Annotated in this window: 18 protein-coding genes; 7 read left to right on the forward strand and 11 right to left on the reverse strand. The window is 70.8% G+C overall.

The annotated features are described in order from the left end of the window. Positions 1-41: 41 nt before the first annotated feature. The 7 genes from urtE (at position 42) to AC3WLN_RS04575 (ending at position 9,559) form a co-directional block, all read left to right on the forward strand. A complete protein-coding gene (gene urtE, locus AC3WLN_RS04545; protein ID WP_492479982.1) occupies positions 42-731 on the forward strand; it encodes an urea ABC transporter ATP-binding subunit UrtE in 690 nt (229 codons plus the stop codon). Positions 732-760: 29 nt separating this feature from the next. Further along, positions 761-1,777 carry an alpha/beta fold hydrolase gene (locus AC3WLN_RS04550; protein ID WP_492479983.1) on the forward strand — a complete coding sequence of 339 codons (1,017 nt, stop codon included), beginning with the start codon at positions 761-763 and terminating at the stop codon, positions 1,775-1,777. 123 nt (positions 1,778-1,900) lie between these two features. Continuing rightward, positions 1,901-3,130 (forward strand): formamidase, encoded by a 1,230-nt coding sequence (gene fmdA / locus AC3WLN_RS04555; RefSeq protein ID WP_492479888.1) that lies wholly within the window; start codon positions 1,901-1,903, stop codon positions 3,128-3,130. Positions 3,131-3,348: 218 nt separating this feature from the next. Then, positions 3,349-3,672 carry an FmdB family zinc ribbon protein gene (locus AC3WLN_RS04560; RefSeq protein WP_492479890.1) on the forward strand — a complete coding sequence of 108 codons (324 nt, stop codon included), beginning with the start codon at positions 3,349-3,351 and terminating at the stop codon, positions 3,670-3,672. 183 nt (positions 3,673-3,855) lie between these two features. After that, positions 3,856-5,292, forward strand: coding sequence for a carbohydrate porin (locus AC3WLN_RS04565; protein ID WP_492479984.1), 1,437 nt, complete (start codon positions 3,856-3,858; stop codon positions 5,290-5,292). Positions 5,293-5,372: 80 nt separating this feature from the next. Continuing rightward, the gene (locus AC3WLN_RS04570) at positions 5,373-6,425 is read left to right on the forward strand and encodes an aliphatic amidase (RefSeq protein WP_492479891.1); all 1,053 of its coding nucleotides are present in this window, start codon (positions 5,373-5,375) and stop codon (positions 6,423-6,425) included. 182 nt (positions 6,426-6,607) lie between these two features. Continuing rightward, positions 6,608-9,559, forward strand: a complete 2,952-nt coding sequence (locus AC3WLN_RS04575) for a PAS domain-containing hybrid sensor histidine kinase/response regulator (protein WP_492479893.1) — start codon at positions 6,608-6,610, stop codon at positions 9,557-9,559. A 96-nt stretch (positions 9,560-9,655) separates the two neighbouring features. On the opposite strand, the gene AC3WLN_RS04580 is transcribed toward AC3WLN_RS04575, so the two are convergent. The 11 genes from AC3WLN_RS04580 to AC3WLN_RS04630 form a co-directional block, all read right to left on the reverse strand. Then, positions 9,656-11,332: a methyl-accepting chemotaxis protein gene (locus AC3WLN_RS04580; RefSeq protein WP_492479985.1), complete on the reverse strand. Its 1,677-nt coding sequence runs from the start codon at positions 11,330-11,332 to the stop codon at positions 9,656-9,658. A gap of 179 nt (positions 11,333-11,511) precedes the next feature. Then, on the reverse strand, positions 11,512-12,315 hold the full coding sequence (locus AC3WLN_RS04585) for an inositol monophosphatase family protein (protein ID WP_492479895.1): 804 nt from the start codon (positions 12,313-12,315) through the stop codon (positions 11,512-11,514). A 47-nt stretch (positions 12,316-12,362) separates the two neighbouring features. Next, positions 12,363-13,301 (reverse strand): phosphotransferase, encoded by a 939-nt coding sequence (locus AC3WLN_RS04590; protein WP_492479897.1) that lies wholly within the window; start codon positions 13,299-13,301, stop codon positions 12,363-12,365. 25 nt (positions 13,302-13,326) lie between these two features. Further along, a complete protein-coding gene (locus AC3WLN_RS04595; protein WP_492479899.1) occupies positions 13,327-14,289 on the reverse strand; it encodes a phosphotransferase family protein in 963 nt (320 codons plus the stop codon). Then, positions 14,286-15,584: a Zn-dependent hydrolase gene (locus AC3WLN_RS04600; RefSeq protein ID WP_492479901.1), complete on the reverse strand. Its 1,299-nt coding sequence runs from the start codon at positions 15,582-15,584 to the stop codon at positions 14,286-14,288. The genes AC3WLN_RS04595 and AC3WLN_RS04600 overlap by 4 nt, the downstream gene beginning before the upstream one ends. Beyond that, positions 15,559-16,311: a DeoR/GlpR family DNA-binding transcription regulator gene (locus AC3WLN_RS04605; RefSeq protein WP_463776777.1), complete on the reverse strand. Its 753-nt coding sequence runs from the start codon at positions 16,309-16,311 to the stop codon at positions 15,559-15,561. The genes AC3WLN_RS04600 and AC3WLN_RS04605 overlap by 26 nt, the downstream gene beginning before the upstream one ends. Before the next feature lie 436 nt (positions 16,312-16,747). Continuing rightward, the gene (locus AC3WLN_RS04610) at positions 16,748-18,292 is read right to left on the reverse strand and encodes an amidase (protein ID WP_492479904.1); all 1,545 of its coding nucleotides are present in this window, start codon (positions 18,290-18,292) and stop codon (positions 16,748-16,750) included. Positions 18,293-18,328: 36 nt separating this feature from the next. Next, complete coding sequence (locus tag AC3WLN_RS04615; RefSeq protein ID WP_492479905.1) at positions 18,329-19,042, reverse strand: ABC transporter ATP-binding protein; 714 nt, start codon at positions 19,040-19,042, stop codon at positions 18,329-18,331. Continuing rightward, complete coding sequence (locus AC3WLN_RS04620; RefSeq protein ID WP_492479907.1) at positions 19,039-19,782, reverse strand: ATP-binding cassette domain-containing protein; 744 nt, start codon at positions 19,780-19,782, stop codon at positions 19,039-19,041. Before AC3WLN_RS04620 ends, AC3WLN_RS04615 begins: the two co-directional genes overlap by 4 nt. Beyond that, positions 19,779-20,870, reverse strand: a complete 1,092-nt coding sequence (locus AC3WLN_RS04625) for an ABC transporter permease subunit (protein WP_492479909.1) — start codon at positions 20,868-20,870, stop codon at positions 19,779-19,781. Before AC3WLN_RS04625 ends, AC3WLN_RS04620 begins: the two co-directional genes overlap by 4 nt. Then, positions 20,867-21,739 (reverse strand): branched-chain amino acid ABC transporter permease, encoded by an 873-nt coding sequence (locus tag AC3WLN_RS04630; RefSeq protein ID WP_492479911.1) that lies wholly within the window; start codon positions 21,737-21,739, stop codon positions 20,867-20,869. Before AC3WLN_RS04630 ends, AC3WLN_RS04625 begins: the two co-directional genes overlap by 4 nt. Positions 21,740-21,747: the final 8 nt, after the last annotated feature.

Consider the following 21,747-nt stretch of genomic DNA (forward strand, 5'->3'; position numbering starts at 1 on the left):
CCCCCTCCCCCGTACCGCCCATCCAGGCCGGACTCCCGCCGATGCTGGCGATCGGCGACCTGCACGCGGCCTACGGCCAGAGCGAGGTGCTGCACGGCCTCGACATCGCGGTGGCCCCCGGCGAGATCGTCGCCGTGATGGGCCGCAACGGCATGGGCAAGACCACGCTGATGAAGACCCTGATGGGCATCGTGCCGCTGAAATCCGGCTCGATCCGGGTCGACGGCGCCGAGGTCGGCGGCCTCAAGAGCCACCAGCGCGTGGCGCAGGGCCTCGCCTACGTGCCGCAGGGGCGGATGATCTTCTCCGCCATGACCGTGCAGGAGAACATCGAGACCGGGCTCACCGTGACGAACGAGCGCCGGGTGCCGCAGGACCTCTACACGATGTTCCCGGTGCTGCTGGAGATGAAGGGCCGGCGCGGCGGTAACCTGTCCGGCGGCCAGCAGCAGCAGCTCGCCATCGCCCGGGCCCTGGCGAGCCGGCCCAAGGTCCTCCTCCTCGACGAGCCCACCGAGGGCATCCAGCCCTCGATCATCCGCGAGATGGGCCGCACCCTGAAGAAGATCCGCGACGAGCGCGGCCTCTCCATCGTGGTCTCCGAGCAGGTGCTCAGCTTCGCCCTCGACGTGGCCGACCGGGTGCTGGTGATCGAGAACGGCCACATCGTCCACGAATCCCTGCGCGCCGACATCGACGAGGCCCAGGTCGCCCGCTTCCTCTCCGTCTGACGGGGTCCGGCATGCCGAAAGGGGCAGAGATGGCCGATTACGAGATCTTCGAGCTCGGCGACTTCGTCCTCCAGTGCGGGAAGACGCTGCGCGGCGCCAAGCTCGCCTACAAGACCTTCGGCACGCTCAACGCGGCGAAAGACAACGCCATCGTCTATCCGACCTGGTACTCGGGCCAGCACACCGAGAACGCGTGGCTGATCGGCCCCGGCAAGGCCCTCGACCCGGAGCGGTACTTCATCATCATCCCGAACATGTTCGGCAACGGGCTCTCGTCCTCGCCGAGCAACACGCCGGCCCCCTGGAACGGGCCGCGCTTTCCCAACGTCACCGCCTACGACAACGTCACGGCCCAGCATCGCCTCGTCACCGAGCATTTCGGCATCGAGAGGCTGGTCCTCGTGACGGGCTGGTCGATGGGAGCGCTCCAGACCTACCACTGGGGCGCGCTCTACCCCGACATGGTGCCCCGCATCCTGCCGTTTCAGGGTTCGGCCAAGTGCTCGCGGCACAACTTCGTCTTCCTCGAGGGCGCCAAGGCCGCTCTGCAGGCGGATGCCGCCTACGCGGAGGGCTGGTACACGAGCCCGCCGAACCGGGGCCTGCGCGCCTTCGGCCGGGTCTATGCCGGCTGGGGCCTGTCGCAGACCTTCTACCGGATCGAGGCCGACCGGACCCATATGGGCTACGCCTCGCTGGAGGACTTCCTCGTCGGGTTCTGGGAAGGGCTGTTCTACACCCGCGACGCCAACGACCTGCTCGCCATGCTCTGGACCTGGCAGAACGGCGACATCAGCGCCAACGACCGCTTCAAGGGCGACTTCGAGGCCGCGCTCGGCGCCATCCGCGCGAAGGCGATCCTGATGCCCGCCTCCACCGACCTGTACTTTCCTCCCGAGGACAACGCCATCGAGGCGGCGGCCATGCCGAACGCCGAGCTGCGCGTCATCGACACCTGGTGGGGCCACTTCGCGGGCGGCCCGGGCACGAGCCCCGACGACATCGCCACACTCGACGCGGCCCTGAAGGAGCTGCTCGCAAGCTGACCGGCCCCGGGCCGGGGCGCGTCGCGCCCGGCCATCACCGGCACATCACCCGCCGACGGATCTCACCGCCGGCGCGAACGGGGACGCATGTCCTCACGTCTGGCAAGGGAGCAACGACCCAACATGCCCGAGACCCTGATCAAGGTCGATCTGACCCAATCGGCCTACGACAACGACATGGTGCACAACCGCTGGCACCCCGACATCCCGATGGTGGCCATGGTCAAGCCGGGCGACGACTTCATCGTCGAGACCTACGACTGGACCGGCGGCTTCATCAAGAACAACGATTCGGCCGACGACGTGCGCGACATCGACCTGTCGATCGTGCACTTCCTCTCCGGCCCGATCGGCGTCGAGGGCGCCGAGCCCGGCGACCTCCTGGTGGTCGACCTCCTCGACATCGGCGCCAAGCCCGAGAGCCAGTGGGGCTTCAACGGCTTCTTCTCCAAGAAGAACGGCGGCGGCTTCCTCGACGAGCACTTCCCCCTGGCCCAGAAGTCGATCTGGGACTTCGAGGGCATGTTCACCCAGTCGCGCCACATTCCCGGCGTGCGCTTCCCCGGCCTGATCCATCCCGGCCTGATCGGCTGCCTGCCCGATCCGAAGATGCTGGAGACCTGGAACACCCGTGAGAAGGCGCTGTTCGACACCGACCCCAACCGGGTGCCGGCGCTGGCCACCCTGCCCTTCGCGCCCACCGCCCATATGGGCCGGCTCAAGGGCGAGGGCCGCGACAAGGCGGCCGCCGAGGGCGCCCGCACGGTGCCGGGGCGCGAGCACGGCGGCAATTGCGACATCAAGGACCTGTCGCGCGGCTCGAAGATCTACTTCCCGGTCTACGTGCCGGGCGCGGGCCTCTCGATGGGCGACCTGCATTTCAGCCAGGGCGACGGCGAGATCACCTTCTGCGGCGCCATCGAGATGGCGGGCTGGGTCCACCTCAAGGTCAGCCTGATCAAGGACGGCATGGCCAAGTACGGGATCAAGAACCCGATCTTCAAGCCGTCGCCGATCACGCCGAAGTTCGACGACCACCTCATCTTCGAGGGCGTCTCCGTCGACGAGTACGGCAAGCAGCATTACCTCGACGTGACGGTGGCCTACCGTCAGGCCTGCCTCAACGCGATCGAGTACCTGAAGAAGTTCGGCTATTCCGGCGCCCAGGCCTACTCGATCCTCGGCACCGCCCCGGTCCAGGGCCACATCTCCGGCGTCGTCGACATCCCCAACGCCTGCGCCACCCTGTGGATTCCGACGAAGATCTTCGAGTTCGACATCAATCCCGGAGCGGATGGGCCGACGAAGTTCCTCGACGGCTCGATCCAGATGCCGCTGTCGCCGGACCTCTGAGACCCGGCCCGGGCCCGATCCGGCGCGCAGTCCCCTCCCCCCGGCAGGGGATCGCGGAGGCCGGTTCGCGAGCCGAGACGTCGCCCGTCGCAATCTCTCATCCCGGGGCCGCGCAGCGGAGCCCGGGATGACGCGGCGGGTCGCACGCGAACGCGCGAACGTCCGGAGTCCACGACGCTCGCCGCGCTCCATCACGCAGACATCACCCAGAGGCCCCGATGCCCGTCTACGATTACAGTTGCGTTGCCTGCGGCCCGTTCACGGTGCTGCGCCCGATGGCCGAGTTCCGCGATCCGCACGATTGCCCGGATTGCGGCACCGCCTGCGGCCGGGCCTTCCTCACCGCGCCGAACCTCGCCTCCATGGATGCCGGCCTGCGCAAGGCGCACGCCACCAACGAGCGCAGCCGCCACGCCCCCCGGCGGGTGTCGGGGCACGGCGCCGGCTGCGGCTGCTGCAGCGGCTCGGCGAAGACCAAAACGCAAGCAACGCCGGCGGCCAAAAGCTTCCCATCTGCCCGCCCCTGGATGATTAGCCATTAAATTAAGCAGTGGCATCGCATTTGCAAAGTATTGCCTGACAGCAGATCTGCACAGAGGCTGGGCCTATCGAGATATAATTCCACAGCTGAAGTGGATGGGATGGGCCGAGACGGGATCGATGCTGGAGCGCGGGGTGGTACGATGATACAGAGATTCGAACGGGAACCGGTGTCGCGGCGCCGGATGGGATGGGGGGCGGCCCGGGGCGCCCTCCTGTCGGCGGCGGTCGCCTCCGCCGGTGTGCTGGCCGCGGGGCCGGCCCTGGCGCAGACGGCCTCGCCGGTGGGCCAGCTCAACGAGCAGACCCAGCCGCGCACCGACCCGGCCATCGCCGACAAGCCGAAGGACCCGGTCCGCGTCGGTCCGCTCGCGCCCTGGGCCACCGCGATGGCGGCCCGCGGCCTGACCTTCGACGTCAACGTCTACGACTTCTACCAGGCCAATCCCAGCATGGGCCTGCGGCCCGGCGAGCAGTCGAACTCGGCCTATTTCGTGCTCTCGATGACCGCCGACATGCAGACGCTCGCGGGCATCTCGGGCGGGACGATCAACTTCACCCAGACCTTCTTCGGGCTGGTGCGCAACCTCAACATGGCCGCCGACATCGGCGACACCACGGTCGGCTACCAGCCGCCGTTCAACCCCAACTTCGCCCGGCTGTCGCTCTTCACCTACCAGCAGAAGCTGCTCGACGACCGCCTGGTGGTCGAGGTCGGGCGCACGCATCCGGACCGGTATTACGGCCTGCCGCCGTGCAACTCGATCAATTCCTGCTTCCAGGACATGTTCTACTTCAACGCCGGCTTCACCTCGCCGCTCTACGGGGTCTGGGGCGCCAACGTCGCCTACAAGCTCTCGCCGACCACCTACATCCAGGCCGGCGCCTTCAGCGTGAACCCCAACACCAACGGGCTGTCGGGCTATGATTTCGGCTACGAGCGCCTGGCCGGCGCCGTCGTCATGACCGAGATCGGCCGCAAGACCGACTTCTCCCAGGAGGCCTATCCGGGGCGCGTCTCGCTCACCGGCTTCTACAACACCGCCGACCACGAGGATAACTTCAAGACGGCGCTCGGCCGCTCCAAGGGCCTCTTCCCCGGCGACCCGGCCCTGCAGAAGTCGGGCACCTCGGGCGTGGTGCTGACCGCCTCGCAGACGGTCTGGCGCGCCGACGGGGGCGCCGAGGCCGCCAATCCCCATCCGGCCTCGATCGCGCTTTATACCGGCACCGGCTACGCCTTCGACCCGACCATCCCGATCCGGTTCAATTCGTTCGCCGGCATCCTGCTGCAATCGCCCGACCAGACCCGGCCCAACGACACCTACGGGCTGAAGGCCAACTGGCAGCGCATCAACGCCAACTACGCGGACTTCCTGGCCGATGCGAACGCCTTCGCGGGCGGCTCCGGCGCGCCGTTCTCGCGGGACAAGTTCATCTTCGAGGCCAACGCCCACATCGACGTCGGGGCGGGCGTGATCCTCGAGCCCGTGGTCCAGTACGTCGTCAATCCGAACTCGTTCTGGAATCCCTACACCGCCCGGCGGCCGAAGGACGGCGTCTATGGCGGCTTCACCCTCGTGGTTCCCCTCGGAACCCTCCTCGGCCTCGCGCCGGGCTAGGGGCCCGGGGGACCGCGTCCCCCGCGCGTGCCGCGAACCCGCGCGGCACGCGCCACGTCCAGAAACCGGAGGATCACGCCATGATGCACGGAGACATTTCGTCGAGCCAGGACAGCGTCGGCGTCGCCGTCGTGAACTACACGATGCCCCGCCTGCACACCCGGGCCGAGGTGCTGGAGAACGCGGGCAAGATCGCCGACATGGTGGTCGGCATGAAGTCCGGCCTGCCCGGCATGGACCTCGTCATCTTCCCCGAATACTCGACCCACGGGATCATGTACGACGCGGCCGAGATGTACGAGACCGCCACCACGATCCCGGGGCCGGAGACCGACATCTTCGCCGCCGCCTGCCGCAAGGCCAAGGTCTGGGGCGTGTTCTCGCTGACCGGCGAGCGCCACGAGGAGCACCCGAACAAGGCGCCCTACAACACCCTCATCCTGATGAACGACCAGGGCGAGATCGTGCAGAAATACCGCAAGATCATGCCCTGGACCCCGATCGAGGGCTGGTATCCGGGCGACCGGACTTACGTCTCCGACGGGCCCAAGGGCCTGAAGATCAGCCTCATCATCTGCGACGACGGCAACTATCCCGAGATCTGGCGCGACTGCGCCATGCGGGGCGCCGAGCTCATCATCCGCTGCCAGGGCTACATGTATCCGGCCAAGGAGCAGCAGGTGCTGATGTCGAAGGCGATGGCGTTCGCCAACAACACCTACGTGGCGGTGGCCAACGCCGCCGGCTTCGACGGGGTCTACAGCTATTTCGGCCATTCGGCGGTGATCGGCTTCGACGGCCGCACGCTCGGCGAGTGCGGCGAGGAGGAGATGGGCATCCAGTACGCCGCCCTGTCGAAGTTCCTGATCCGCGACGCGCGCGCCCACGGGCAGTCCGAGAACCACCTCTTCAAGCTCCTTCACCGCGGCTACACCGGCATGATCGCCTCGAAGGAGAACCGGCACGGCCTGTCGGACTGCCCCTACGACTTCTACCGCCGCTGGATCGAGGACCCCGACGGGACCCGCGACGCCGTGCGGGCGATCACCCGCCAGAGCGTCGGCACCGAGGAATGCCCGATCGAGGGCATCCCCTTCGTGGGCAAGGGCGAGGGCCCGCCCGACCCGCGCTGAGCGCTGCGCGCACGCGTCTCGCCCGATCCGGATGCCAGGGCCGGTCCCGCCGCCGCGGGGCCGGCCCTGATCGTTCCGGCGGCGGTTCCGCATTCCCGTTTGACCCGGGCGGGCGGCCCCTCTACCGCCCATGCGGGGCCCGCGCGCCCTTGAGCGAATCCCGGAAGGAGGGACGTCCCGGCATGAGACAGCCCGAGACCGACGCGCGCCTGCGCCGCGCCGAGGAGCTGGAGCGCGAGGCCGCGCGCCTGCGGGCCGAGGCCCGCCGGGCCGGCGCGGTGCCCGAGGGCGAGGGCGAGGGCGAGGGTCATGGCGAGGGCGGGCGGCGGGCCGACCCGGTGCCCCACCGGCAGGCGATCCTCGACAGCACCACCCGCTTCGCCATCGTGGGCACGGACCGCGACGGGGTGGTGTCCGACTGGAACACCGGCGCGGCGCGCATCTTCGGCTGGAGCGCCGCCGACATCCGCGGGCGCAGCATCGCCGAATTGTTCGTCCCCGAGGACCGCGCCGTCGACCGGCCCGGGATCGAGATGCGCTGCGCCCTGGAGCAGGGCCGGGCCGACGACGAGCGCTGGCACCTGCGCGCGGACGGCTCCCGGTTCTGGGCCTCCGGCGAGATGATGCCCCTGCGGGACGCGGACGGCCATCACATCGGCTACGTCAAGGTCGTCGCCGACCGCACCGCCGAGCACCGGGCCGGCGACGCCCTGCAGGACGCGGAGATGCGCCTGCGCCGGGCCCAGGAGGCGGGCGGCATCGGCGTGTTCTCGGTGGGCATCGACGACGGCCTCCTGCACCCGACCCCGGAATTCTGCCGGCTCTACGGCCTGCCCGAGGCCGCGAGCTACCCGGCCACGGCCTTCGAGCGGCTGGTCGTCGCCGAGGACGCGCACCTCGTCTCCACCGCGGAGAGCCGGCGGCGGGGCGAGCCGCCGCGGGACGTGGAGTACCGCATCCGCCGGCCCGACACCGGCGAGCTCCGCTGGATCGCCCGCCGGGGCGAGATCGAGCGCGACGCCGCCGGGCGGCCGCTGCGGTTCTCGGGCGTCGCCCGCGACGTCACCGAGCAGCGCTCCGCCCGCGACGCGCTGGCCACCAGCGAGGCGCGCTACCGCGCCCTGTTCGAGGCGGTCGACGACGGTTTCTGCATCATCGAGTTCTTCGACGGGCCGCACGGCCCCGCGAGCGACTACGTCCATGTCGAGGCCAATGCCGGCTACGAGCGCCACACCGGCATCCCCGACATCGTCGGCCGCACCCTGCGCGACCTCGCGCCGGCCGAGGCCGAGGGCTGGCTCGAACTCTACGGCGGCGTCCTGCGCACCGGCAAGGCGATCCGGTTCGAGCGGGCCTTCCCGCTGGCCGGGCGGTACATCGAGGTCTCCGCCGCCCGGATCGAACCGGCGAGCCGGCGCCAGGTCTCGGTGCTGTTCCGGGACATCTCGGACCGCCGCCGGGCGGAGGACGCCCTGCGCGCCAGCGAGGCCCTGGCCCGGGAGAACATCGAGCGGGTGCAGCTCGCCCTGGCGGCCGGGGCCATCATCGGCACCTGGCTCTGGGACCTGCCCACCGACCGCTTCAGCGTCGACGAGGCCTTCGCCCGCAGCTTCGGCCTCGACCCCGCCGCGGGTCGCGAGGGCCTGAGCCTCGCCCAGGTGGTCGAGACGGTGCATCCGGACGACCGCGCCGGCCTCGCCGCGGCGATCGAGGCCGCCATCGCCCGGGGCGGCCCCTACGCGCACCAGTACCGGACCCGCCGCGCCGACGGGCGCTACTACTGGCTGGAGGCCAGCGGCCGGGTCGAGCACGGCCCGGACGGCACGCCCCTGCGCTTTCCCGGCGTGCTCATCGACATGGAGGAGCGCCGGGCCGGCGAGGCGGAGCGCGCGCGGGTCACCGAGCAGCTGCGCAGCCTCAACGAGACGCTGGAGCAGCGCGTCGCCGAGCGCACGGCCGAGCTGATGCAGGCCGAGGAGGCCCTGCGCCAGTCGCAGAAGATGGAGGCCGTCGGGCAACTGACCGGCGGGCTCGCCCACGACTTCAACAACATGCTGGCGGGCATCGTCGGCTCCCTCGAGCTGATGCAGACCCGCATGCTCCAGGGCCGGGTCGGCGACCTGGAGCGCTACATCGGCGCGGCGCAGGGGGCGGCGCGCCGGGCCGCGGCCCTGACGCATCGGCTCCTCGCCTTCTCGCGCCGCCAGACCCTGGCCCCGAAGCCCACCGACGTGAACCGCCTCGTCGAGGGCATGGAGGAGCTGGTGCGCCGCACGGTGGGGCCCGCGGTGTCGGTCGAGGTGGTGGGGGCCGCCGGCCTGTGGCCGACCCTGGTCGACCCGAGCCAGCTGGAGAACGCCCTCCTCAACCTCTGCATCAACGCCCGCGACGCCATGCCGGAGGGCGGGCGCATCGTGGTCGAGACCGGCAACCGCTGGCTCGATCCGCGCGGCGCCCGCGAGCGCGACCTCGATCCGGGCCAGTACGTCTCCCTCTGCGTCTCGGACAACGGCACGGGCATGACGCCCGACGTCGCCGCCAAGGCCTTCGACCCGTTCTTCACCACGAAGCCCCTGGGCGAGGGCACCGGCCTCGGCCTGTCGATGATCTACGGCTTCGCCAAGCAGTCGGGCGGCCAGGTGCGGATCTATTCCGAGCCCGGCGCGGGCACGATGGTCTGCCTCTACCTGCCGCGCCACCTCGGCGAGGCGGAGGGGGCGGAGACGGTGCCGGACCTGTCCGAGGCGGCCCGGGCCAAGCTCGGCGAGACCGTGCTGGTGGTGGACGACGAGCCCACGGTGCGGATGCTGGTCACCGAGGTGCTGGAGGATCTCGGCTACGCCGCCATCGAGGCGGCCGACGGCGCCTCGGGCCTGAAGGTGCTGCAATCGGACGTGCGCATCGACCTCCTCGTCACCGATGTCGGCCTGCCCGGGGGTATGAACGGCCGGCAGATGGCGGAGGCGGCCCTGGTCTCGCGCCCCGGCCTCAAGGTGCTGTTCATCACCGGCTATGCGGAGAACGCCGCCCTCAACCACGGCCACCTCGCCCCCGGCATGCAGGTGCTGGTCAAGCCCTTCGCCCTGGAGGCCCTGGCCACCCGCATCCGCGGCCTGATCGAGGGCGGCGACTGAGACGGGCGCCGGTCGCGCGAGCCGGCACCCGTACCGGGAGAGCCCGCGCGACGCCCGGATCCGTCGCGCGGCGCGCCCTGGCGGAGCGGGCGCCGCTCAGGCGGCCCGCACCGTCGCGAGGAAGCGATCGACCTCGCCGCCGAGATGCTCCGACTGCCGGGAGAGCTCGCCGGCCGCGGCGAGCACCTGGCTGGCGGCGGCCCCGGTCTCCTCGGCCGCGCTCGCCACGCCGGAGATGTTGTTCGTCACCTCGTTGGTTCCGATCGAAGCCTGGGAGACGTTGCGCACGATCTCCTGCGTCGCCGCGCTCTGCTGCTCGACGGAGGCCGAGATCGCCGCCGCCACGCTGTTGATGTCGCGGATGCGCGCGGTGATCGAACCGATCGCCGAGACCGCCTGTCCGGTGGCGCCCTGGATGTGGCCGATCTGCTGGGAGATCTCCTCGGTGGCCCGGGCGGTCTGGTTGGCCAGTTCCTTGACCTCGGCGGCGACCACCGCGAAGCCCCGCCCGGCCTCGCCCGCGCGGGCCGCCTCGATGGTGGCGTTCAGCGCCAGCAGGTTGGTCTGGCTGGCGATCGTCGAGATCAGGCTCACCACGTCGCCGATCCGGTTCACCGCACCGCTGAGTTCCTGGACGAGGCCAGCCGTCGCGTCGGCCTCCGAGACGGCGGATTGTGCGAGATCGGCGGAGCTCGAAACCTGACGGCCGATCTCCTGCACCGACGAGCCGAGTTCCTCGGCCGCCGCCGCGACCGTGTTGACGTTGACCGACGCCTCCTCCGCCGCGGCCGCCACCGTGGTGGATTGCGAAGCGGTCTGCGTCGCCGTCGCGGTCATGGTCTGTGCCGTGGCCTGGAGCTCGGTGGCCGACGCGGAGACCATGCCGATGATCCCGCCCACGGCCTGCTCGAAATCCTCGGCCATCCGGCGCATGCCGATCTTGCGCTGCTCCTCGGCGCTCGCCCGGGCCGCGATGGTCTCCTGCTCGAGGTGGCGGGTGTGGATCAGGTTCGTCCGGAAGACCTCCACGGCCGCGGCCATCGCGCCGAGCTCGTCGCGCCGGCCCACGGAGGGAACGGTGGTCTCCGTGTTGCCGCCCGAGCTGTGCTGCATCGCCTGGGTCATGCGCTCGATCGGGCGGGCGACGCCGACGACGGAGAAGATCATGGCGGCGACGGCCACGACGATCCCGACGGCGAGCATGACGAGCGAGACCTGGGTCGCCGCCGCCTGCTGCTCGCGGATGGCCGCGCCGGCGGCATTGCCCGCCGCCACGTTGATCTCGACGAGGCGGGTGGCCGCCTCGGCGACCGCCCGGTAATGGGCGTGGTTGGCCTCACGGAAGAATTCCAGCGCCTCGGTCCTGTTGCTTTCCTTCATGGCCCGAAGCTTCTTCCAGTCGGCCAGCAGGACCGCCATCTTGGCGACCAGGTCGTCGTAGGCCGCCTGCTCCACCGCGCCGCTGATCAGCGGCTTGTAGTCCTCGACCGCCTTGTTGCGCTCCTGGATCAGCTCCTGCGCGAGCTGGAGATCGGCCTGCTCGATGGTGCTGTTGGGCGCCGTCACGTAGCGCAGCTGACTGGTTCTGACCCGGAGGACCAGACGATTGATCTTGTGGGCCTGGTCGATCGACGGCATGGCATTGGTGACCAGGAGTTCGGTGGCGGCTCCCATCTCCCGGATCTTCAGCAAGGTGATCAGGCCCTGCGCCGCCGAGACCGCGACGACGAAGCTGAAGAGGCCGATGAGGATTGTCTTGATCGGGAGGCGCATCATCTATTCCAGTATGAAAGTATCCGTTTTGCATCGATAATCGGATCGTCTTAAATTTAGATAAAAACTGATCAGATATATAGTTCATCATGATGGGGCGTTAGACTACGGCGCCGAAGGTCCCGCCGCCGGCCCGCCGCGCTGCCCCGGCAGCCCCTGGCGGCGGATCGGCCGGAACCTCAGGCGAAGCCCGTCAGGTGGCGCAGGGCCGTCGCGTGCAGCTCCGGGTTGGCGGCGGCGACGACGCGGCCGTCGAAATCCGGGGTCAGGGGGCGCCCGGCCCAGTCGGTCATCACGCCCCCGGCGCCCTCCACCACGGGGACGAGGGCCATCACGTCGTAGACCTTGAGGCCGGCCTCCACCACGAGGTCGCAATGGCCCGAGGCGAGGAGGCCGTAGGCGTAGCAGTCGCCGCCGAAGCGGCGCAGGGCCACGGCGGCGCTCAGGGCCGCGAAGGCCTCGGCGTCGGCGCCCCGGAACAGGTCGGGGGACGTCGCGAACAGGCGGGCCTCCCCCAGGGTGCGCCCGCTGGTGCGGATCGGCTTGCCGCCGAACCAGGCGCTGCCGCCGTTGCCGTGCCAGCGTTCGGCCAGAGCCGGCATGTCGATGAGGCCGAGGATCGGCCGGCCGTCCCGCACCAGGGCGATCAGGGTGCCGAAGAGCGGCATGCCGGTGATGAAGCTCTGCGTCCCGTCGATCGGGTCCACCACCCAGGTCAGCTCGTGGGCGAAGTCGCCGCCCTCCTCCTCGCCGAGGATGCCGTGGGCCGGGTAGGCCTGGCGGATCTCGGCCCGCAGGCGGGCCTCGATGCCGCGGTCGGCCTCGGTGACGGGGCTCGCATCGGCCTTGGCCTCGACGGCGAGCGGGGTGCGGAAGTGCCGGCGCGCCAGGGGGCGCACGCTGTTGGCGAGGTGGTGGGCGAAGGCCATCAGCCCGTCGGGCGTGGCGTCGAAGCCCGCCGGCGCGGCGCGGGTCGAGAACATGGCAGCGGCCTCGGTCGAGGAGGAATGGGGGCGCGGGTGGGCGAGGGTCACAGCAGTCGCAGCCAGCGCGGCCAGTCGGGATGGTGGAACAGGGTCCGGGCCCGCGAGAGCTTCCAGGTCCCGTACTTGTAATAGTCGAAGTCGAGGGTCGAGACGCGCTCCTGGATCATCGCCCAGGTGGCCCATTTGAGATCGCCCAGCGCCTTCAGCACCGCGGTGCGGGCGTGGATCTGCGGGGTCCAGCGGCCCCAATAGGCCTCGATCATCTCGCGCTCGACATCGGCCGGGAAGGCCATCTCGTCGAACCACAGGGCGAGTTCGTAGGCGCGCTCGTTGTTGGAGGCGTACTCGAAGTCGACGAGGCGGACCCGGTCCTGCCCGTCGAGCATGAAGTTGCCCGCCAGGGTGTCGTTCATGCAGGGCACGAGGTCGAGGCCCGCGGCGTACAGGGCCGCCTTGGCCTGCCCGTAGCGCCGCATCAGGAAGGCCGAATCCTGCGGGACCCGGCCGCCGACGGCCTCCACCTGCCCGACATGCTCCTCGATCATGTCGAAGATCGTCTTGGTCAGGGTCAGGGCCGGCGCGTCGTTGAAGGCGCGCAGGGCCCGCACCGCGTTGCGGCGGACCTCGGGGCGCAGGAAATCGAGGTTCGAGGAGGCCCGGAAGTCGTCCAGGAAGGCGAAGATCTCGACGCCGTCCTCGGGCAGGTAGTCGAGCACCGCCACCCCGAAGCCGCAGGCCTCCGCCCGCCGGCTCGCCTCGTGGGCGGCCGCCCGGGCGATGAACATCTCCGTGCCGCGCCCCGGCACCTTCAGGAAGAAGTCCGTTCCCTCCCCCGCCTGGACCCGCCAGTTGGTGTTGCTGAGGCCGCCCGAGACGGCGCGGTAGCGCAGGGGCACGTCCGCCCAGCGCTGCACCCGGGCGAGGATCGCCTCGAGCGCCTGCTCGGCGGCGCTCCGCCCCTCGCCCATCCGTGTCCAGCTCATCGCGTCCTCCCCGCCGCCCGGTCCGTCACAGCCGGCGCAGCCAGAGCTCGAAGTCGCGCGCCGCCATCGTGGTGCGCGCATGCAGCAGCCGCCACTGGCCGTACTTGAAGAACTCGATGCCGGGCCGGCGCGACGTGATCGCCCGGGTGATCCCCCACAGGCCCCACATCAGGTCGTCTACCGCCCCGTAGAGGCGGCAGCGGTGGAGGAGCGCCTCGGTGCAGTGCCCGGCATAGATCTCGATGGCCTGCCGGCGCTCGGGCTCGAAGCCATAGGCCTCGTTCAGGAGCGCGCCGACCTCGAACCAAGGGTCGAAATCGCCCGCGAGGTCGAAATCCACCAGCCGGACACCGTCCGGGGCGAGGCCTTCGCCGTCGAATCGCAGCATGAGGTTCGAGGCGGTGCCGTCGTTGCGGCTGAACCGGCGGTCGAAGCCCGCCGCCGCGATCGCCTCCCGGATCAGGGTGGCATTCGCCAGGAGGGCGTCGAGATCGTCGGGCAGGGGCGCGGCGCAGGCCCGGGCCTCGGCCGCCAGGGCGGCGATCCGCCCGAACGGACAGAATTCCCGGCCCAGGCGATCCGCCCCGTGCAGCCGGCGCAGGGCGTCGAGGACCTGCGCCATCGTGCCGGAATCCTGCAGGTCGCCGACCCGGGCGTAGCGCCAGGGCTCGGGCAGGTCGGCCAGGACCAGCACGCCCTCGGCCTGCGCCAGCAGCGCCGGCCCCAGGCCGAGCGCCCCGGCCCGGCCCGTCGCCTCCGCCAGGCCGGGCCCGATATCGGCGGCCATGTCGGCGTGGCGGACCTTGACGAAGACCGGATCGGCTCCGTCGCGCCAGACCCGGGCGCAGTCCGAGGCCACCGCCCGGTGGGTCGGCGAGGCGACGGGCGCCGCCGCCAGGGCGATCCGCGACGCCCCGCCGCTCCAGCCCGGGACCCGCGCCAGCGCAGCGCCGATCCGCTCGGCGAAATCCGGTTCGGGAGGCGTCATTCCGTCGGCTCCGATCGCGCGGCCTGGACGGGGTCGCCGCCGTGGCGGCACAGCCGCTCGGCCGCCTCCCGCATAAGGGCGAGGCCGGCGGCGAGGTCGGCCGGGTCGGTGGCCTCGGCCTCGTTGTGGGCGATGCCGTCGATGCTCGGCACGAAGACGAGCCCGGTCGGGCAGATCCCGAGGAAGCTCAGCGCGTCGTGCCCCGCCACCGTGTCCATCCGCAGGGTCCCGAGCCTTCGCGCCGCGGCGCAGGCCGCGACGAGCTCGCAGACCGCCTCCGGCAATTCCCGGATCGGACGCTCGCTCCGGCCGGCGATCGTCAGCCCGGTGCCGGCCCGGCCGGCGGCCTCGCGCAGGAGCCGGTCGGCCCGCTCCCCGGCCTCGGCCAGGATCGCGTCGTCGGCGGAACGCAACTCCACCGAGATCTCCACGCGCGCGGCGACCACGTTGGCGGAATTGGGCGCGACCTGGACACGACCCACCGCGGTATACAGACGGCCGGGCCACGCCTCCGCCAGCGCCCGGACGTCCGCGATGGCATAGGCGGCCGCGAGCAGCGCATCGCGCCGGCGCTCCATCCGGCCCGGCCCGGTATGGGCCTGGACCCCGGTGAAGACCGCCGCGATCTTGGTCGCTCCCCAGTTGCGGGTGACGATGCCGATGGTCCGCCCCGCCTCCTCCAGCACGGTGCCCTGCTCCACGTGGATCTCGAGGTAGCAGGCCGGGCGCGGCGGCGGCACCGCCCTGCCCGCGTGGCCGATCTCGGCCAGCGCCGTCCCCAGGCTGATGCCGTCGTCGTCGCGGCAGGCCAGCGCCTCCGCCACCGTGTGCCGGCCGAGATAGGTGCCGCTGCCGAGGAGGCTCGGACGGAAGCGGGCCCCCTCCTCGTTGGTCCAGTTCACGGCGCAGAAATCGGCGGTGAAGGGGGCGCCCGCGCGCCGGGCCGTCATCAATCCGGCACCCACCCGCAGGGCCGCGGCGACGCCGTAGGTGCCGTCCAGGCGGCCGGCGCGGCTCTGGCTGTCGAGGTGCGAGCCCATCATCACGAGGGGCGCATCGCCTTGATCCGACAGCGAAAACAGGCCGAACTGGTTGCCCACCGCATCGACCCGCAGGGTGCCGCCGGCCGACCGGACCGCGTCCGCGAACACGGCGCGGGCGGCGCCGTCCTCGGGGCTGGCGCAGAGGCGGGTCACCCCGCCGCCCGGGGTGGCACCGCAGGCGGAGAACCGGGCGAGCAGGTCCTCGAGCGCGGGGGCCTCGCCCGCATCAGGTATGGATGGTCTCGATCTCATGCCGGGCGAACGCGTCCTGGAACGCCTCCGGCGGCGGCCTGTCCGTGACGATGCTCAGCTTCTCGCCGAGGCCGAAGGTGCAGAGATTGGCCTGTCGCCCGAACTTGCGGGAATCGGCGAGCAGGACCGACCGGCGCGACTGCCCCCTCAGCGTCCGGCGCAGCACCGACTCGTGCTCCTCGTAATCCATCCAGCCATGCTCGAGATCGCAGGCGGCGATCCCCATGAAGGCGATGTCGAAGAAGTAGCGCTGGGCATAGGCCACGGTCTCGTAGCCGACGAGCGCGTTGTCGTTGCTCCGCAGGGTGCCGGGCGTCAGGTTGACCCGGGCCGGGCCGCCGCCCAAATGCAGCGCCACATCCACGGAGTTGGTGGTGATCGTGAGGTTGCGCCCGGTCAGCCGCCGCGCCAGCGCGAGCGTGGTGGTGCCGGTGTCGATGAAGATCGACATGCCGTCGAGCACCAGGGCTTCGGCCAGGACCGCCACGCGCCCCTTCTCGCGGGTGTTGAGCTTGCCGCGCTCCTGTAGCGGACGCTCCTGGTCGAGGCGGGGCGGCACCGCGCCGCCGTGGATGCGCCGGAGCAGGCCGCGTTCCTCGAGCACCTTCAGATCGCGCCGGATGGTCTCCTCCGAGACCTTCAGGAAGAGGGCCACATCCGCGACGCCGACCCGGCCCGTCCCATGGAGGCGGGACAGGATTTCCTGATGGCGATGATCCGTCAGCATGCTCGATGGCCGTCCTAAGGTTCACCCGATCATAACGGTGATCCGAGGTCGCGGTCGCACGGGAATGCGGACGCGGGAAACGGTATCCCATGCTCGTTTGCGTTGTAATGCAACCGCAATCGTGCATGGCGCCCGGCGCGACACTCTCGGCGGGTATGACCGCTCGGGCAGAAGCCACACGCACGGGCGCGCGTCCCCGGACCGCCGCCCTGCGCCGCGGCGCCATCGAAGTGCCGATCTCCGGCGCCGGGGCATCGCCCGGGCGATCCATCCCGTTGACAGTCCCACGGGTGGCTCGGGCGTGATCGTGGAGGGACGTCAATCTCGATCCTCGGCGGTTGTGGGATTTGTGATTTGTCTGCCCGATATCGAGGCACCTGCCTGCGGCATGCTCTGCCGCGCGGCGATGCCCGGCGCGGATCATCCTGCCGGACCCTCAGCCGACGAGGTTCGGGGCCCGGCGGTGATGGGTCGCCTGCTCGTAGGCGTAGGCCAAGCCGAGGAGGTCGGCCTCGCTCCACATCCGGCCGACGAAGATCAGGTTGAACGGCGCCCCCGAGGCGTAGAAGCCGGCCGGCACGGTGACGCCGGGCAGGCCCGCGATGTTGATCTCGCAGACCGTGGTCTCGTTGATGGCCCGGCCGCCGTGCAGGGGCGGAAGTTCGTCGCGCATCTGCGGGAAGACCAGGCCGTCGAGCCCGTTCGCGTCCATCGCCGCGTCGAAGATTGCCAGGTAGGCCTCCCGCAGGGCGAGGAAGGCGGAGAGATCCGGCGGCGCGGTCGGGTTGGCGAGGATCGGCGCGAAGGCCGGGATGGCGTGCAGGTAGCGCAGCACGCCGGCCGGGCCGAACGCGTCCTCGGCCCGGGTGGCCTCGGCGAAGGCCTCGACGCTGCGGATGGCCGCGCCGGGGCCGAGCCGCTGCAGGTAGAGGTGCAGGTCGTAGGGCACGGATTCCATGCCGCGCGCATCGAAGAAGTTCAGGCCCGGCGTCGGCCGGGCCAGCGCGGCGAAGCCGGTCCCGGCGAAGGGATCGTCCACCAGCGTGGCGCCCCGGGCGGTGATCTCGCCCTGCGCGCGGGCATAGAGGTCCTGCGCCTCGGCCGAGAGCGGCAGGTCGCGCCAGCCCGGTCCGAACAGGCCGAGGCGCTTGCCCGTCAGGGCCTCGGTGTCGAGGCGGGCGGTGTAGCCGCCGCGCGGGCGCTTTCCGATGCCCGCCACGGTCTTCGGATCGGCGGCCGTGTAGCCCGCCAGCACGTCGAGGGTGAGGGCGGCGTCGCGCACGCAGCGGGCGATGGGCCCGACCACGTCGCGCGTGCTGCCGGCGAGCGGGACCACGCCGGCATTCGGCACCAGGGCGAAGGTCGGCTTGATGCCGACGAGCCCCTGCGCCGAGGCCGGGTTCTGGATCGATCCCCCGGTCTCCTCCGCGAGGCCGAGCACCGCGAAGCTGGCGCCGACGGCGGTCGCCGTCCCGGCGCTGCTGCCGCCGGGCAGGCTTTCCGGCGCCGCCGAGTTCAGGGTGGGGCCGGCCCAGCTGTCGTTGGCGTGGCTGCCGGTGGCGCTCAGGACCGGCACGTTGGTCTTGCCGAGCATGACGCAGCCGGCGGCCCGCATCCGGGCGACGACGGGCGAGTCGGTCTCGGGCACGAGGTCGACGCCGCCGGCCCGGGCGCTGAGGAAGTGCCAGCCCGCCGTGGTCGGCAGGCCGGCCATGTCCATCGGGTCCTTGATCACCACGGGCACGCCGGCGAGCGGTCCCAGTGCCTCACCGGCCGCACGCCGGGCATCGATGGCGCGGGCATCGGCCAGGGCGTCCGGATTCATGATGATGAGGGCGTTGTAATGCGGATTATGCGCCGCGATGCGGTCGAGGAAGGCCTGCGTCAGCGCCTCCGAGGTCACACCGGCGGCGAAGGCGTCGGCCGCATCGGCCAGGGTCATCTCGACCACGTCGAACGGGGCGGGTGTCGTGGCATCCATGCCGGACGTCTCCTGGGGTGGGAAGCGGCATGGCCCTCAGGCCATGCCGACGAACTCGTCGATCATCGCCCGGTCGCGGGCGACTTCGGGCGGGACCTCGCGGGTGATGCGGCCCTTCTGCAGGATCAGCACGCGACGCGAGAGCGAGGCGATGAAGTTCAGGTTCTGCTCGACCAGCAGCACGGTCAGGCCGCGCTGCCGGCCGATCGCCTGGAGCGTCTCGATGATCTCCTCGATGATCGAGGGCTGGATGCCCTCGGTGGGCTCGTCGAGGAGAAGGATGCGCGGCGCCCCGCACAGGCAGCGGGCCAGGGCCAGCAACTGCTGCTCGCCGCCCGAGAGGGCGCCGCCCGGCCGGTCGAGATAGGCCTTCAGGCGCGGAAACAGCGTGAGGATGTCGGCGATCACCGCCTCCTCCTTGTCCCGGGACAGCAGGCAGCCCATCCGCAGGTTTTCGTGGACGCTGAGCGCCGGGAAGATCTCGCGCCCCTGCGGCACGTAGCCGATGCCGGCCCGGGCCCGGGCGGTCGGCGAGAGCCGGGTGATGTCGCGCCCGTCGAAGCGGATCGAGCCGGCGGTGGCGGGCAGGTTTCCGGTGAGCGTCCGCAGCAGGGTCGACTTGCCCATGCCGTTATGGCCGAGGATGCCGACGAACTCGCCCTCGCCCACCTGCAGCGAGACGCCGCCGAGGATCGGGATGCGGCCGTAGCCGGAATGCAGGCCGTCGACGCCGAGGAGCGGGGCGGTCATGCGGCCTGCTTGCCCAGGTAGACGTCGCGGACGCGGGTATCGGCCAGCACCGTGTCGACGTCGCCCTCGATGAGGATACGCCCCTGGTTGAACACCGTCACGGTCTTGGCGATCATCCGGATGAACGGCATGTCGTGCTCCACCACGATGACCGCGTGGGTGCGGTTGATCTCGCGGATGAGGGCGGCGGTGCGCTCGACCTCCTCCTTGGTCATCCCGGCGGCGGGCTCGTCGAGGAGGATCAGCTCCGGCTCCTGGGCCAGCACCGTGGCGATCTCGACCCATTGGCGCTGGCCATGGGCGAGCTGGCCGACGAGGCGTCCGGCGATCTCGGTGAGCTTCAGACGGGTCAGCGTCTCCTCGACGATGGCGCGGGTGCGCGCGAGCGACTTCTTCCGGCCCGCGGCGACGAAGACGTTCTCGTGCACCGACAGGCCGTTGAAGACGTTGGGCACCTGCGTCTTGATGCCGACCCCGAGGCGGGCGATCTCGTGCGGGTGCGCGGCGGTGATGTCGGTGTCGCGGAAATGGATGCGCCCGGCGCTCGCGGTGAGCTGGCCGGTGAGCATCTTGAAGAAGGTGCTCTTGCCGGCGCCGTTCGGACCGATGAGGCAGCGCAGCTCCACCTCCCCGAGGACGAAGTCGACCGCGTTGACGGCGGTGACGCCGCCGAAGCGCATGGTGGCGCCCTTGGCCTCCAGCAGGGGGCGGACGGGGCGTGCCGCGGGAAGCGGGCTCATCGGCGGACCTCGCCGGCGAGGGCCGCGCCCGGGGCGGGCCCGAGGGACTCGGCCTTCACCCGCCGCCCGCTCACAGCCGTGCCGAGGCGCAGGAGGAGATGGCGGGCCACCGGCACCAGCCCCTGCGGGATCAGCAGCACGAAGGTGACGAGGATCGCGCCGAGGCCGAGATTGGAATCGATGACGTTCTGGGCGCCGGCCTCGATGGTCAGCCACTGGATCAGCACCGCGCCGAGGATCGGGCCGAGCAGGGTGCCGAGACCGCCGACGAGGACGAAGATGATCACCTGCGCCGACATGGTCAGCCCGAACACCGTGGGGCTGATGAAGCCGCCCCAATTGGCGAAGAGGCAGCCGGCCAGACCCGCGATGCCGGCCGAGATCATGAAGGCCAGGAGCTTGTAGAGGCGCGGGTCGTAGCCGATGAGCTGCGCCCGGGTCTCGTTCTCGCGGATCGCCACGACCACGCGGCCGAAGCGACTGGCCAGGACCGCGCGCAGGATCATATAGACCAGGATCAGGCTGCCCATCGCGGCGTACCAGATGCCCTCGGGATCGAGCGGGTTGCCGGCATCGCCCGGCAGGTTCAGGGCGGGGATCGCCGGAATGCCGTTGAAGCCCCCGAGTTCGGCCTCGCCGATCCGGTACTGGCTGCCCGAGGTGGTGTTCACGAGCTGGAACAGGATCACCGACACCGTCAGGGTGATGACCCCGATATAGGCGTCCGAGATCCGGCCGTAGAACATGAAGTAGCCGAGCAGCCCCGCGAACAGCATCGGTACCGCGATGGCGAGGAGCACCGGCAGGCTCGAGTCGCCGAGGTTCAGGACGCCGACGGCGTAGGCATAGCCGCCCAGGCCCAGGAAGGCCGCCTGCCCGAAGGACATCACCCCGCCATAGCCCCAGATGAATCCCTGGCTGAGCGCGAACATCGCCATGGCGGTGAACCCGGTCATCTGCACCAGCCCGAAGGTGTCGAGGACGTGCGGCGCGCCGAACAGGATGGCGAAGCCGGAGGCGACCATGGCGAGGAAACCCAGGGCCGACGGACGGGCCAGGGCGCGGAGCGGCGACGGTCGGCGGGTCATAGGCTGCGCCTCAGGTAGCGGCCGGTGATGCCCTGGGGCAGCACGCGGATGAGCAGGACCGCGGCGACGAGCAGGGCGACGTCGCCGATGACGGGGGTGGTCTTGAACGAGACGATCTCGTTGATGACGCCGAACAGGGCGGAGGCGAGGCCCGTGCCGGTGAGGATCGCCGGGCCGCCGCCCAGCACCGTGATGAAGGCGCGCGAGATGTAGGCCGCGCCCATGGCCGGCGAGATGCCGGAGATCGGCGCCAGCACGCCGCCGGCGAGACCCGCCAGACCCGCCCCGAGGGCGAAGGTCGCCATGTAGATCCGGTCCGGCGAGACCCCGAGGGAGGCCGCCATGCGCGGGTTCTGCATCGTCGCGCGCAGGATCAGGCCGAATTTCGTCAGGCGCAGGAGCAGGTAGAGACCGGCCAGCGCCCCGCAGGCCACCGCCACGATGACGAGGCTGTAGAGGCTCGCGCCGTAGCGGCCGATCTCGAAGCTGCCCACGGGCGTCGACACGCCTCGCACGACGTTGCCGTAGAGCGAGGTGACGAGTCCGATCAGTCCGAGGCTGATGCCCCAGGTCGCCAGCATCGTGTCCATCATCCGCCCGTAGAGGAAGCGGATCACGGTGCGCTCGAGGACGAGGCCGATCAGTCCGACCACCAGGGGCGGCAGCACCAGCATGGCGACCCAGATGTTGAGCCCGGCATCGGAGGCGGCGACCGCCGTGTAGGCGCCGAGCATCATGAACTCGCCATGGGCGAGGTTGATGATCCGCATCATCCCGTAGATCACCCCGAGGCCCAGGGTGATCAGCGCGAGCGTGGCGATGCCCGCCAGGACGTTGAAGCCGAGGAGGCCGGCGAGATCGGGCGCCATGCTCCCGT

This window comes from Methylobacterium sp. FW306-05-D (assembly GCF_058782155.1).

Excerpts from the sequence above, each read along its gene's own strand:
- AC3WLN_RS04580 (WP_492479985.1), bottom strand. The coding sequence starts at position 11,332 with ATGCGCCTCCCGATCAAGACAATCCTCATCGGCCTCTTCAGCTTCGTC.
- AC3WLN_RS04605 (WP_463776777.1), bottom strand. The coding sequence starts at position 16,311 with ATGCTGACGGATCATCGCCATCAGGAAATCCTGTCCCGCCTCCATGGG.
- AC3WLN_RS04575 (WP_492479893.1), top strand. The coding sequence starts at position 6,608 with ATGAGACAGCCCGAGACCGACGCGCGCCTGCGCCGCGCCGAGGAGCTG.
- AC3WLN_RS04550 (WP_492479983.1), top strand. The coding sequence starts at position 761 with ATGGCCGATTACGAGATCTTCGAGCTCGGCGACTTCGTCCTCCAGTGC.
- AC3WLN_RS04585 (WP_492479895.1), bottom strand. The coding sequence starts at position 12,315 with ATGTTCTCGACCCGCGCCGCGCCGGCGGGCTTCGACGCCACGCCCGAC.
- AC3WLN_RS04600 (WP_492479901.1), bottom strand. The coding sequence starts at position 15,584 with ATGAGATCGAGACCATCCATACCTGATGCGGGCGAGGCCCCCGCGCTC.
- fmdA (WP_492479888.1), top strand. The coding sequence starts at position 1,901 with ATGCCCGAGACCCTGATCAAGGTCGATCTGACCCAATCGGCCTACGAC.
- urtE (WP_492479982.1), top strand. The coding sequence starts at position 42 with ATGCTGGCGATCGGCGACCTGCACGCGGCCTACGGCCAGAGCGAGGTG.
- AC3WLN_RS04595 (WP_492479899.1), bottom strand. The coding sequence starts at position 14,289 with ATGACGCCTCCCGAACCGGATTTCGCCGAGCGGATCGGCGCTGCGCTG.
- AC3WLN_RS04625 (WP_492479909.1), bottom strand. The coding sequence starts at position 20,870 with ATGACCCGCCGACCGTCGCCGCTCCGCGCCCTGGCCCGTCCGTCGGCC.
- AC3WLN_RS04620 (WP_492479907.1), bottom strand. The coding sequence starts at position 19,782 with ATGAGCCCGCTTCCCGCGGCACGCCCCGTCCGCCCCCTGCTGGAGGCC.
- AC3WLN_RS04565 (WP_492479984.1), top strand. The coding sequence starts at position 3,856 with ATGGGATGGGGGGCGGCCCGGGGCGCCCTCCTGTCGGCGGCGGTCGCC.
- AC3WLN_RS04590 (WP_492479897.1), bottom strand. The coding sequence starts at position 13,301 with ATGAGCTGGACACGGATGGGCGAGGGGCGGAGCGCCGCCGAGCAGGCG.
- AC3WLN_RS04560 (WP_492479890.1), top strand. The coding sequence starts at position 3,349 with ATGCCCGTCTACGATTACAGTTGCGTTGCCTGCGGCCCGTTCACGGTG.
- AC3WLN_RS04610 (WP_492479904.1), bottom strand. The coding sequence starts at position 18,292 with ATGGATGCCACGACACCCGCCCCGTTCGACGTGGTCGAGATGACCCTG.
- AC3WLN_RS04570 (WP_492479891.1), top strand. The coding sequence starts at position 5,373 with ATGATGCACGGAGACATTTCGTCGAGCCAGGACAGCGTCGGCGTCGCC.
- AC3WLN_RS04630 (WP_492479911.1), bottom strand. The coding sequence starts at position 21,739 with ATGGCGCCCGATCTCGCCGGCCTCCTCGGCTTCAACGTCCTGGCGGGC.
- AC3WLN_RS04615 (WP_492479905.1), bottom strand. The coding sequence starts at position 19,042 with ATGACCGCCCCGCTCCTCGGCGTCGACGGCCTGCATTCCGGCTACGGC.